This is a genomic window from Hydrogenophaga palleronii (assembly GCF_031457455.1).
Lineage (GTDB): Bacteria > Pseudomonadota > Gammaproteobacteria > Burkholderiales > Burkholderiaceae_C > Hydrogenophaga > Hydrogenophaga palleronii_A.
In genome coordinates this window covers 255,185-267,082 of record NZ_JAVDWU010000009.1, presented here as the reverse complement: position 1 = coordinate 267,082, position 11,898 = coordinate 255,185, and the positions used below count along the sequence as shown (strand labels likewise).

10 protein-coding genes and 1 pseudogene are annotated in these 11,898 nt (G+C 57.2%); 4 read left to right on the top strand and 7 right to left on the bottom strand.

The window, feature by feature from the left end; genetic code table 11:
* Positions 1 to 259: transposase (locus J2W49_RS20010; protein ID WP_310320417.1), on the top strand; the 259-nt coding region annotated here is incomplete at its 5' end.
* A 294-nt stretch (positions 260 to 553) separates the two neighbouring features.
* Here the strand turns inward: J2W49_RS20010 and J2W49_RS20005 are convergent.
* The gene (locus J2W49_RS20005; RefSeq protein WP_310320415.1) at positions 554 to 1,591 is read right to left on the bottom strand and encodes an IS30 family transposase; all 1,038 of its coding nucleotides are present in this window, start codon (positions 1,589 to 1,591) and stop codon (positions 554 to 556) included.
* 317 nt (positions 1,592 to 1,908) lie between these two features.
* Between J2W49_RS20005 and J2W49_RS20000 the strand changes: the two genes are divergently transcribed.
* Positions 1,909 to 5,799 carry a patatin-like phospholipase family protein gene (locus J2W49_RS20000; protein ID WP_310320413.1) on the top strand — a complete coding sequence of 1,297 codons (3,891 nt, stop codon included), beginning with the start codon at positions 1,909 to 1,911 and terminating at the stop codon, positions 5,797 to 5,799.
* A 4-nt stretch (positions 5,800 to 5,803) separates the two neighbouring features.
* On the opposite strand, the pseudogene J2W49_RS19995 reads toward J2W49_RS20000, so the two are convergent.
* A pseudogene (locus J2W49_RS19995) lies at positions 5,804 to 5,929 on the bottom strand (transposase); the annotation flags it as partial.
* A 310-nt stretch (positions 5,930 to 6,239) separates the two neighbouring features.
* On the opposite strand from J2W49_RS19995, the gene J2W49_RS19990 reads away from it, so the two are divergent.
* The gene (locus tag J2W49_RS19990) at positions 6,240 to 6,833 is read left to right on the top strand and encodes an acyl-homoserine-lactone synthase (protein WP_310320411.1); all 594 of its coding nucleotides are present in this window, start codon (positions 6,240 to 6,242) and stop codon (positions 6,831 to 6,833) included.
* On the opposite strand, the gene J2W49_RS19985 is transcribed toward J2W49_RS19990, so the two are convergent.
* Positions 6,827 to 7,276: a DUF4902 domain-containing protein gene (locus J2W49_RS19985; protein ID WP_310320409.1), complete on the bottom strand. Its 450-nt coding sequence runs from the start codon at positions 7,274 to 7,276 to the stop codon at positions 6,827 to 6,829. The genes J2W49_RS19990 and J2W49_RS19985 overlap by 7 nt on opposite strands.
* Before the next feature lie 7 nt (positions 7,277 to 7,283).
* On the opposite strand from J2W49_RS19985, the gene J2W49_RS19980 reads away from it, so the two are divergent.
* Entirely contained in the window at positions 7,284 to 7,985 is a 702-nt protein-coding gene (locus J2W49_RS19980) for a helix-turn-helix transcriptional regulator (RefSeq protein ID WP_310320407.1), read from the top strand.
* Positions 7,986 to 8,207: 222 nt separating this feature from the next.
* Here the strand turns inward: J2W49_RS19980 and J2W49_RS19975 are convergent, their stop codons facing one another.
* From J2W49_RS19975 to J2W49_RS19960, 4 genes are read right to left on the bottom strand one after another with little or no spacing between them, the layout of a single operon-like run.
* Entirely contained in the window at positions 8,208 to 8,918 is a 711-nt protein-coding gene (locus J2W49_RS19975; RefSeq protein WP_310320405.1) for an HAD family hydrolase, read from the bottom strand.
* The gene (locus J2W49_RS19970; RefSeq protein WP_310320404.1) at positions 8,915 to 9,748 is read right to left on the bottom strand and encodes a hypothetical protein; all 834 of its coding nucleotides are present in this window, start codon (positions 9,746 to 9,748) and stop codon (positions 8,915 to 8,917) included. The genes J2W49_RS19975 and J2W49_RS19970 overlap by 4 nt, the downstream gene beginning before the upstream one ends.
* A complete protein-coding gene (locus tag J2W49_RS19965) occupies positions 9,745 to 10,947 on the bottom strand; it encodes an MFS transporter (RefSeq protein ID WP_310320402.1) in 1,203 nt (400 codons plus the stop codon). The genes J2W49_RS19970 and J2W49_RS19965 overlap by 4 nt, the downstream gene beginning before the upstream one ends.
* Positions 10,935 to 11,894 (bottom strand): phosphotransferase family protein, encoded by a 960-nt coding sequence (locus J2W49_RS19960; protein ID WP_310320400.1) that lies wholly within the window; start codon positions 11,892 to 11,894, stop codon positions 10,935 to 10,937. The genes J2W49_RS19965 and J2W49_RS19960 overlap by 13 nt, the downstream gene beginning before the upstream one ends.
* Positions 11,895 to 11,898 lie beyond the last annotated feature (4 nt).

Genomic DNA, 11,898 nt, shown 5'->3' with positions numbered 1-11,898 from the left:
AGGTGGAAAGACACAACAGCTTGGCATCTCCAAGCGTGGTGATACCTACTTGCGCACTCTGCTGATCGCGGGAGCCAGGGCCGTGATTGCCAGAGTCGACAAGTCGAGTTGGATCACTCGACTTCTGGCGCGGCGGCACTACAACGTGGTCGTCGTGGCATTGGCTAACAAGATGGCACGTACGGTCTGGGCGGTCCTGGCCAAAGGCACAGCCTTTGAACAAGCCAAGTGGAATCCCGTTGATCCGGTCGCTGTCTGATGTAACCACAACAGAACGCCATACCGTCAAACAACTGAACCGAACCGTTTTGAAGGAGCGCCTGCAAAAAGCGGAGTGATGGATTGAAGGTCAAACCAGGTAGGGGACAATCCGGTGTTGCACCAGTACCTTGAGTACGGTCTGAAGATTGGAGCCCCGACCGCGAATAGCCATCATGGGCAGCAGAACCAACTGCACAAACAGCCCGAATGTAAGGCAGCAGTCCTTTCAAGCTTTCTCGACGCCAACGCTTGCACTCCTTGGGCGGACCATGTAAGTGCAACACCCTGGGTTTCAGTGAACGAGGGTGGAATGCTGGGGGCTGTTGATCAGGAGTTCTCGATAGACCGCCAGTGGTGATCGTACGCCCAGGCCTTTTCTGGGCCGGTTGTTGATCTGATCGGCAATCCCGTCGAGCTGCTCCTGGCTGTGGATGGAGAGGTCAGTTCCCTTGGGCAGGTACTGGCGCACCAGCCCGTTGGTGTTCTCGTTGGAGCCACGCTGCCACGGGCTGTGCGGGTCACAGAAGTACACCGCCATCTTTGTGCGATGGCTCAGTTCCTTGTGCATTGCCATCTCTCGCCCCTGGTCGTACGTCATGCTCTGGCGCATAGGGGCGGCGATGCCCAGGAGCTTGTCAGAGAAGGCCTGCATCACGTTGACCGCGCTGGCAGGCTTGAACTCGGGCAGCTTGATGAGCATGAGCAGCCTGCTGGTGCGCTCGACCAGCGTGCCCACCGCGCTGGCATTGGCCGCGCCCTTGATGAGGTCGCCTTCCCAGTGCCCGGGAAACTGCCGGTCTTCAATCTCGGGCGGGCGCACATGGATGCTCACCATGTCGGGGATCTGACCGCGTCGGTCTTGTCCCTTGCTTCGCGGCACACGCTTGTTGTGGGCGTGGCGCAGGGTGGCGATCAACTCGCGCTTGAGCTCGCCCACGGGCTGGGCGTAGATGCAGTTGTAGATGGTCTCGTGTGACACGCGGTGCTCATGGCCTTTGGGGTAGATGTGGGCCAGTGTCAGGGCAATCTGTTCGGGAGACCAGCGCAGGCCCAGGAAGTGGCGCATCACATCGAACAGAACGCCCTCGGGATGGAGCTTGTTGGGCGCACGGCCTTGACGACGGCGCTGTAGGGCACAGGCACGTGCTGCGGTGCTGGCGTAGCCAGCGGGCTGTGCGTTGCGCAGCAGCTCTCGACTGATGGTGCTTGGGGAGCGCCCCAAGACCAGGGCTATATCCCGAACCGTGTACTTCTGCTGGACCAGACTGGCCAGGGTCACTCGGTCTTCAGGCTGGAGTTGTTGATATCTTCTCTGCGGGGTGCTTTGCATCTGCGGACCTTACTCGGTGGCAGGTGTTGCACTTCACTCTTGAGTCCGCCCCCTGATATAGGTCCAGACACCGGCGGAGGGGACGCCGCACCAGTCGGCCTCGACCGCCAGGCTGCCCCACCCGACACCCTTCGTCACGGCAGTCTTCCGCCCGGGTGCGTGACTCACCCAGGCTGACCGTCCAGTCTGCGTAAACCACAGATCTCCGAAGCCTTGAATCCCCTGGGTGAGGGATCAAACCTGCAACTACCTGGATTGCCATTAGGCGAGCCCAGAAATACATTGTTTCGTCTTACAGCAATCTTCTGGGGGATGTCATGTCGATCGACGATTTACAGGCGAGCCAACCCTACCCCTCAGATGCTCAGGCTGAGGCTTCCAAGCCAACCAACGGAGGGTTGAGATCGCTGGTTCAGGAAAGGCGGAGCAAGTTGGAGTGGGACGACCAGGCGATCGAAAATCCTGACTTGTGGGGCTTGGCTCTTTCGGGCGGGGGAATCCGTAGCGCCACTTTTTGCTTCGGTCTGCTCAAGGCTTTGGCCCACAACCACGCGTTCCAGCGATTTGATCTGCTATCTACCGTCTCGGGCGGAGGCTATATCGGCGCCACCGTCGGCAAGCTGTTCCAGAATGCGGCCGAGTCTCAGCAGTCCGCCAAGGAAGTCGAAGAGGCTCTGGCCGATGCCGACGCCCGCTGGTTCGGATTTTGGCTTCGGGCCAACGGACGCTATCTAATTCCCAACGGCACAAAGGACACCATCTTTGCTGTGGCGAACTTCAGTCGCAACCTGATCGGTGTCCACGTAGAAGTGGCCCTGCTCGGATTGCTGCTAGGCTGCTTGCTGATCGGATTCGATCTGGCGCTATGGCAGTGGGCCGATTGCCTCTACAGCGGCAATGCATGTTGGCAGCCCGCGTGGATGTCCATGTCGGCCTTGGATATGTTGTCCCGAGTACCGACCATCTGGGTATTCTTGCCGCCGGTGGCGTTGGCTGTCGCCTTGCTAGCCGTGGCCTACTGGGCGTTGCCATCCGATCAACGTGCAAACGGGTCTGTTTCCGTGTGGCGCTGGGGCGTGGCGATCACCGCTGGTGCGGCGCTTTACCCACTGCTCGCGCTGCTATCCAAGAACAGATCCTCAACTGGTGGACTTTGGGTGCCGGGCTGGGTGTTGTTGGCTGTAGGGGGAATGCTCGCAGCGATGGCGCTGGGCACCCTACTTGCCTCTTTGTTTGCACGCCTAGATGCAAAGGCTCCAGAGAGGTCGCACAACCGAATCACGCGCTGGTTGGCCAGTGTACTTGCTGGGGGCCTATCCATCGCCGGATTGGGGGTTCTGGATACTATGGCTTGGCAACTCGCGAAGAGCTCCGGACAGAACATGGTGATGGTGGGTACGGCTGTCGCACTCACCTTGGCGGTCCTGCGCGCGGTGATTCCGAAGATTGCTGACCTGCCACGAAGTCTGACACCTACGTTGCGTCGCAATGTCATTCTTTTGGTGCATGTAGCGGGCGCCCTGGTGCTGTTCATGGTATTGGTTTTTTGGGTGAGTGTTCTGCACCGGAGTGTGACGATGTCACTCTTCAACGCACAGGCCTTCGAGTTCAAGCTGGCCTGGTCGTGGTGGATCGTCATCACGGTGCCAGTTCTGTTCTTGATGGGTATGTCCTACTTCAACCGGGACTTCCTCAACCGATCTTCCCTGTTTTCGTTTTACCGGGCGCGCTTGGTGCGCAGCTACTTGGGTGCAGGAAACGCGGCCAGATCCAGCGACTTTGTACAACGGGCGACCGAAAGGTACCGGATGAACTGGGCGGCGGGCGAGTCAGGCATACCCATACAGGACTTGAACGAAGGTGACGATATTCCTATGGCGGATTACGCACCACATAGGAGCGGTGGCCCGGTTCACCTGATCAACGCGTGTATCAACCAGACGCGCGATCCGCATGGCGGCATGTTCAATCAGGACCGCAAAGGGCAGTTGCTCACGCTCGGGCCCTTCGGCTGTGTTCGTGTGGGACAGGGTCCCTGGCGTGAGGTGCAACGCGAAGGTAGCCTGACCCTCGGCTCGTGGGTGGCCATGTCCGGGGCAGCCGTTGCGCCGGGTTTGGGAAGCACCACCCGATCGGGCATTTCTGCATTGTTGACCCTCTCCGGCTTGCGTTTGGGCTACTGGTGGAACTCGCTGGCCATGAAGCGAGATTTGGAAAAAGCAGCACCGCGTCACTTCAACAAGTATCCGCAACTCCTGGCTGAACTTCGAGGGCGGTTTGAAGGGATACACAGGGCTGAATGGTTCCTCAGTGATGGGGGACACTTCGAAAACACAGCCGCCTACGCCTTGCTGCGAGAAGAATGCAAGCTTGTGGTGCTTGCCGATTGCGGCGCCGATCCCCGCTATGCATTCGGAGACCTTGAAAACCTGGTGCGCAAGGCACGCATCGATTTGCAGGCAAACATCATTTTCTTGAGGCCCTGCGTACCACCGGCGGCTGCGTTTGAATCGGACTCCCCTCCAGAATCATCCGCCGACACGTCGAAGCCTCGGCCATCAAAGACGGACAAGCCCACCGTGCCACCGGCTTTCGGCTCCCTCAACGACCTGACGTCGCAAGACAGCCAAGCATGTCTGGCGCTCGCGCGCATTGAGTACCCCACCAGCGTCGGGTATCTGATCGTGGTGAAGCCCAATGTCGTGGCGGGTGCCCCCGTCGATCTGGTGAATTTCAAGGCCGACAACCCGCTTTTTCCCCAAGAGCCAACAACCGATCAGTTCTTCAACGAAGCGCAATGGGAGAGCTATTTTCTGCTCGGGCGAACTCTGGGGCAGCACCTCACGCCAGAACTCCTGCGCCAGTTGCCGATGCTGGACCGAATCGGGTACTTTGAAGTGGACGATGGCAGTGTCATCGTGAGGGACGAAAGTGGCAAAGTTCATGCCACTACCGCCCCAAAGCGTCTCCCATCCCGTATTGCCGCCACGGGTGCTGTCACTGCCTCGGTTAGTCTGGGTGCATTGGCTACCTTTGGTACTGCCGCCTGGCAGGCAGTGAGTCAACACATGGAGGAGAGAGCCAAGACTCGCGCAATCGACGCCACTGTCCTCAAGGATCTGACCGACGTCTTCGGTAGGCTGCCACCTGTGTCACTGAATCAGACGTCTGCAACCAATATCGCCCAAGCGGCTGACGCGAATCGGACAAGCGCTGAAACGAGTGACTTGCCTCAGGTGGGGGAAATGGCAACGGCACTGCTTCGTGTTGGGGAATCATGCAAACCTAGCAACTCGGAGGCATTTCGCAATTCTGAACTGTTGCAGCTGATTCTGAAGAGCACATTTTCCGGTTGTGAGCCAGGCGGACTCCCCCATCCGTCGTGTGCACTTTTGAAGGTAGACAACCCGTCCATTGATTGCATGACCCCCTCTACAAAGGGATTCTGTGAACCGAAGTACGGACTGCGCGATTTCTCCACCAATCTCATGAACGATGATTCAGGCTGTCTAAAGTCTCTGCCGATGGATTGGTCCAAGGAGTTTTCTGGATGGCCGTGGAGCCTTTGGTCAAAGACCGCATCCGAACCGGTACTCCCCGATACAGGCGGCACAGGCCCGTCGATGCCATCGATGGACCCATCGCCTGGCCAAACTCCGAATGGCAGCGGTAGCGACGTTGATGGCTCTGGCAGTTCGACCACTGATGGCGCCGAACCGATACAGACCAAGGGCCCAGACCGGGGTGAGCGACAGGAGGCGGGTGAGGCAAAGAGAACTTGCGCTGGCAGGAAGGTCTATATCCAAATCTTCGGACCGGAAATGCGTGATGCCGTAAGGGACCTGCGCGAACCCTGGCGTGCTTTTGGAGCCAACGTGCCGCCCATTGAAGATGTGCTGGACACCGCACGCCGTCGAGACAGAAGCCCACCGCTGGTACCCAAGAATCCTGTGGCGATCTACCACGACACGGCTTCCAAAGAGTGCGCCGAATTGCTTCAGCCGCTGAATGTCGCACCGGACTGGGAAGTAAGGGCGCTACCCCGGAGTCTTACGGCCGTTCCCGGTGTCATTGAGATCTGGCTGCCTCCCGGATCACTACCAATCCAAGAGCGCAGTGCGTTCTCTACGACGAGTGAATCGAGAGGTGCCACGATCCGCTGGGAGCCTAAGTTTGGACACAGCCAGCACACCTCTGGATCCAAGTGAAGACGTTCTCGGATTCGAGCTCGCGTATGCGCTGGGATTCAGAGACCTGCATGCCGCCGAACTTGGCGCGCCACTTATAGAACGTGGCATCGCTGAAACCGCCATTGCGGCACAGCTCCTTGATCGACATGCCGGCCTCGGCCTGCCGCAGGAACCCGATGATCTATTCCTCGGTGAATCTGCTCTTCTTCATGTCCGTCATTCGCCTGGTGGTTGAGGGACTTCACTAACTTCGGACTGGCACGGTTGATGGAGGGCAGGTCACTCACATCCTTTCTGCCCCGACTGCGCGCCGCATACGCCCACTCGGACATGAATCGGCAGTTTTCGACGCTTGCAGCACCAAGTTGGTGACGGCCGCAAGCTACTGTTTTTTACAGTTCCCGTCTCCAAGTCGTCTGTATTCAATGGACCTTTGTACTTACTTTTTATCAAGTCCAATGAACCACCATGTCAACATCCACAGGCCATTGCAGATGAATAAAAGCGATTTGAACGCCATGTTCAAACTGCGTTACTCAGTTTTTCATGACCGTCTTGGATGGGATGTGCAGACAAAAGACGGCATGGAGCGCGATGAGTTCGATGATCTTCCCGAGGTCTCATATGTCTTAGCCAAGGACGCCGATGGATCCGTCGATGCCTGTTGGCGGCTGCTTCCGACGACTGGCCCCTATATGCTCAGGCTCACCTTTCCTGAGTTGCTTCACGGCCAGGCCGCTCCAATGAGTGAGGACTGCTGGGAACTGAGCCGTTTTGCCGTCGCCACGGACCGTGTAGGCACCTCGAATGCTACCTTTGGTCCCATGTCCATGGCGCTCATGCGCCAGTCAGCCGAGTTCGCGCTTGAAAATAACATCACTCGGTATGTCTCGGTTACCACGCCGGTCATGGAGCGGATGCTGCGCCAGCAAGGCCTTCACGTTCACAGGATTGGCCCATCCATTCGGATAGGAGTCGCCTCTGCAGTCGCAGTCGTCATTGAGGTTGACGACATTACTCTTGCGGCCATCAAGATCCGCCCCCCTCAGTGATTTTTCGACACTGCCGACCAACAGACCTTCGCCACTGTGGGCTTCCAGTCGGTGCTGTCCACAACGGCCTGCAGGGCGGCCCCTGTTAGATCCATCCCACGGTCACATCCGAAAGCATCCACCATCATCACATTCGAAAGCACGATTCGCGGCACCGGTTGCACAAGTGCTCCGTCATCCAAGCGAACCCAATCCCAGCTCACCGACAACAGCTTTTTGTCAATTCGGGCAATCCACTGTGTGAATCCTTCACAGGGGGACTGAACCGTGATTTCGCTGGAACGATGCTGAAGGGTCAAACGCCAGATCGCCTCTGATGTCATGCGAACATAGTGATCGTTCGGCGCTGTGGGATTCGTTCTTTGTACGCTTATCATCGTGTTGACCTCAATGGATAGTTGGAGCTTCAAGATGTCAACAGGCTTGTCGCTGTCCAGTTCCATCGACCTCATGGCGATGGTGCTTGACTCGAAGACCGAGCAGGAGTTTCTGTCGACCATGACGGCCGCTTCCCAGAAGATCGGGTTTGAGCGCTTCCTCATCGGTACTCAGTGGTATGACGACAATGGAACGCCTGTTCATAAAATCGCCAGCGGCTACCCCAGCGAATGGCAGCGGGTCTATGCGGAGCGCCAGTACATTGCCCTTGATCCCACGATCAGTCATTGCCAGACAAGTACAGAGGCCCTTGTCTGGACTGAGAGCCTGTTCGAGAACGCCGGAACTCTCGAACTCTTGGAGGAGGCCAAGTCGCATGGCGTTGGATTCGGCTTGAGCGTACCTGTGCACGAAGCCCGCGGTGTCGTAAAAAGCATGATCAGCCTGGTACGGGACAGACCCCTGACCGACGACCCCAGAGAGACGGATCAGTTGCTTGCTGCCGGGAAGGTGCTCGCAAGTTGCGCTCATTTCGCCTATCGCGGATTGATAGCCTCTGAGATGGCAGCGACATCGAAGCCTAGGCTTTCGTCGCAGGAGTCCCAATGTCTGCGTTGGGTGGCCATGGGAAAAACATCTGTCGAAATTGGTCAGATCATGTCCATAGCTGAGCCCACCGTCGTCTTTCACGTCAAGCACGTGATGGAGAAGCTCGACGTGAAGAACCGGTCCCAAGCAATCGCCGTGGCTTTCCGTCTTGGCCTGTTGGCGTGAAGTATCCCTGAGTGAGTTCATGGGGTAACTCTACGTCAGTGATGACCAAACGCCACCATCAAGAATGACAGGCTATCAATTCTGCTAGTCTCTAGGGCGTTGAAGTGGTAGATGTGCACTTCAATCCAGGATTGATAGTGCAGCCTATCAACCGCAGTTTGGCTGGGTCGGTGTCAACACCCTCTCCCATCGCCCGAAAGGCACAACCGGTGAAATTTCATTTCATCCTGTCGAACTATTCTTTGAATCCCTCCCCCAAGCAGCGTCATCGCGCGCCCTCAATTCAAATCGATTGAGCACGGGCAGCAGTTCAACAAGGCTATGAATTTTTTCATCCGCCTCTAGCAAATCCGGATCGCTCAAGAGAGTCGAATAGCCATACAGAGCAGCGATGGACCGCATACCTGCGGCCGCTGCCGCCACTACATCTTTTCCATCGTCCCCGACATACACACAACTCCCGACTTCGAGTTCTAGTGCGGTCGCGGCGGCGAACAGTCCGTCGGGAGCTGGCTTGGGCTGCGGCACCGCGTCACCACAGACAAGTACTTCGGGCTGTAGCCCAAGAAACTCTACCAGAGGCTTGGTGAAGTGCTGTCCCTTATTCGTCACAATTCCCCAACGCCAGCCGGCCTGTTTGAGTTCGCCAAGACAGGATTGCACACCATCAAAAAGGACCGTCGATTCGCACATTCGCAGCTTGTAACGCCTAAGAAATATCTCGAAAGCCCGGTGGAACAGAGCCTCGTCCCACGGACCGCTCCAACCGGCACGCAACATGCCCCGGCCGCCCCTCGATCCGTAAGGTTGTAGGGTTTGTTTTGGAGGTGGACGCAGACCAACCGCTTCGAGCGCGTCGCAAGCTGCGGCGGCCAGGTCGTAGCTTGTGTCCGCGAGCGTTCCGTCTAGATCGAACAGTATCCCCCTTGTCATACCAACTCCTCGAGCCAACGCTCAGGAGCTTCCGATACTGCTCGCAACTGCAGCTGCAAGTGCGCCGATTGCTCAGAGGTCCCACCCAGCGCTTTGAGACTGCGCCAACAACAGGCTACAAGCAATTGCAAGCAAGAGCGAAGATCCATCGCATCACCACCGATGAGCCGCGATCCGTTTTGAATGGCCTGCACGCCGAAGTCATCGACCAACCCATCGCGCACGATCCGCTTATAGCTAGTGACGGTATCGTACGACTGGCCCAATTCGTGGAGCCGCAATGCCAATGCGATCGCTACAAAGCTTGTCAACACATGGCGAGCGGCAAACAACTCGCCGCGAGCCAAATGGCGGCACACTGACATGTGGGCGTATGCCGTGTCAAAGTGCGCCTTGGCCAAGATCCGCTCGTGAGTAAGGCGTAAGCGCACGCTTTGCTGAATGGCGTGCAGGTAATTGCTTCCCCACAAGGGCTTCCACCGCAGGACGCGATCAATCACCGGCGTGGTGTCAGCCGTCACAGTAAATATCTCGACCTTAAAGCCGTCGGGATAGAGCACCGAAGTGCGGCAACCAAAACCTTCTTTCCAGCTCGGCCCTCCAACGAGTTGTACAGGCTCCTCGATCAATGGAAGTAGCACACCTGCTATCAGGCTTGATTGCTCTATAAGAGGACCATCTTCAAGCAGCACAACGAGGTCCAAATCGGACTGGTCATCTTGCTGCGTCGTTGAATGCGAGCCACCAATGGCGACGGCTAGGGCATTCGAACAGACGCGCTGGACTTTGTTAGATAGAAGTTCTGCGATATGAAGAGGATTTTTTTTCATATTGTTGTTGACTTAATTCCACGGGGCACGCCTTCCAGAGCCGCGCGAAGACCGAGAGCAAGCGCGCCGGACAACGTCATTGCTGCAGCAATCCAATACACGCTGCTACCATGACTAGGCAGCAGCATGCTTGCAAAATAGGCAGCCACAGCCATACCGATACCATGTGCACATGCGGTGTAGAGCGCTTGCGCCGTCACTGCGAACTTCGCCGGTCCAGAGTCTCGAACCCAGTTAGCGCAAAATGCATGCAGCCACGAAAACGAAGTCACGTGGAGGGCGAAAGCCACCGCCATCCACATAAGCTCGCCGTTTTGCGTAAAAAGAAACCAACGCACCAGCGCGAGCGCCACAGCGGCAGCGAAAAACCAAAGGGTGCCACACCAAACCCGTAGCCGGTCAAACGCAGCAAAACCCAATGCTTCAACTCCGAATGCTACGCACCAAAGAACAGCGATACCCGCAGGGTTCACCCCGCGCTCTGACATCAGTAGCGTAGCCGTGCTGTAGAAAACGCCATTTGCCCCGATCAGAAGAGTTGCACCCAAAAGCAGCAGCAACTGCGAAACGACGCGATCGCGCGCAGAGCCATTCAACGCAGCGTCAGCGACAGGATCTGGTCTACTAGCAATGACGTTGGCTGAACCAACCGCGCGCAGACAAATAATCAGCACAAACCCCGAAGCCAGGATCATCAGCGGGAGGACCACCTGCTGGTAAGAAGGACCCGCAGCCCAAAGTCCGCCAAACAACACCACGCCAAGGCAGACCGACGTTGATCCGATGCCACGCATCAATCCATATCTTGGAGCAGCGCCCGAGTTTTTTATACGTGTAGCAAGTGCCTCCAGCATGCATTGAAAATAGTTCCGACAGACTGCTATACAGATCACGCTGAGAAGCACGAGCTCGAAGCGGTCCGATACGGACAGTAGTACCCCACAAGCTACGCTGGTCCAGGCTGCCACGGCGAGTAGAAGGTTCTGACGCTGCCTTCGGTCAGCCCACCACGCAATCGCCGGGCCCGTCATCAGCTTCACAGCGAAGACCGCGCTAAATATCAAGCCAACCTCAGCAGCTTGCAATCCCTTACCTGCCAAAAATAGTGGCAAATAGCTGAGCAGCACTCCAGCTGGAAGAAAGAAGCCAACATAACTCGCTGCGAGCGGCAAGCTGACGCGCGCGCTCATCGCAGCCATGTCGACAGTTCAGCAATGCTCCAGTCCCTAACCAGGGTTTTCTCCGCTTCTGTCAAGTGGCCAGTCCATACCTTGCGGCTCGGGCCCACCAGGCGATACAGCGTCTGGAAAGCAAGGTGGACACGCAAACGGCGCAAAATTGCGAAATCCTTATGTAGCTCTCGTGCCTCGCAGTAGCATTCCCACGCTGTGTTGAAAGCGACTTCGGGGTTGGTCGCCAAGCGCAGATCACGGATTACGTATTCGCTGATTAAATAAGCTAGGTCGTATACGCCTTCGCCGAAGTGCCCCTGCTCAAAGTCAATGACGGAAGTTATGTTTGATGCGATCAGGATATTGCGCGAATTAAGGTCACCGTGCACTGGTTCGGCGTCTTCCAACAGATATGTTGCTATGAAACTCTCCGCCGCCATGTGCAGACTTTGCGGCACCTCGGTCAGCACACGTGTGTACTGCAAGTCGATTTTGAAGGCTTTGAATGGATTGCTAGCAGCCAGAAGTCGTGAACGCGGCTCAAGGGGAAGAGCGTGCATGGCACCCAGCCAGGCAGCTACCGCCCGCAACGCCTCGTCAGTTTCAAGACAATCAGTCACCAGCGCGTCATACAGCGGCTCGCCGTGAGCCTGGTCCATTGCTACGAGGTCTATGGCGGTCTGAACTGCAATTAGGGGTGGTACTTTTACTCGCGGTTCGCAGGCGCTCGCGCGCAAGGCAAGCTCGTGCCAGCTGGCCGCAACCAGGCAGCGCTGCGACGCGCTTGTTGGTAGCGGCGGGAAGTCGCCCGAGCTCGCACTATCGGTAAAGCGTTTCAGATAAGTTGTTCCGGTGGCAGACTGCACCTGTACAACCCGGTTGAAAAGGCCACCAGTGGCCAGTTGCAGCCGTTGCGGAGCGGGCCAGAGTTGGCGAGCCGCAGCTTCCATCTCATGATCGATGATAAAAGTCATTCTT

Coding starts and splice junctions, on each gene's coding strand:
- J2W49_RS20005 (WP_310320415.1), bottom strand. CDS start 1,591: ATGCAAAGCACCCCGCAGAGAAGATATCAACAACTCCAGCCTGAAGAC.
- J2W49_RS20000 (WP_310320413.1), top strand. CDS start 1,909: ATGTCGATCGACGATTTACAGGCGAGCCAACCCTACCCCTCAGATGCT.
- J2W49_RS19990 (WP_310320411.1), top strand. CDS start 6,240: ATGAACCACCATGTCAACATCCACAGGCCATTGCAGATGAATAAAAGC.
- J2W49_RS19985 (WP_310320409.1), bottom strand. CDS start 7,276: ATGGAACTGGACAGCGACAAGCCTGTTGACATCTTGAAGCTCCAACTA.
- J2W49_RS19980 (WP_310320407.1), top strand. CDS start 7,284: ATGGCGATGGTGCTTGACTCGAAGACCGAGCAGGAGTTTCTGTCGACC.
- J2W49_RS19975 (WP_310320405.1), bottom strand. CDS start 8,918: ATGACAAGGGGGATACTGTTCGATCTAGACGGAACGCTCGCGGACACA.
- J2W49_RS19970 (WP_310320404.1), bottom strand. CDS start 9,748: ATGAAAAAAAATCCTCTTCATATCGCAGAACTTCTATCTAACAAAGTC.
- J2W49_RS19965 (WP_310320402.1), bottom strand. CDS start 10,947: ATGGCTGCGATGAGCGCGCGCGTCAGCTTGCCGCTCGCAGCGAGTTAT.
- J2W49_RS19960 (WP_310320400.1), bottom strand. CDS start 11,894: ATGACTTTTATCATCGATCATGAGATGGAAGCTGCGGCTCGCCAACTC.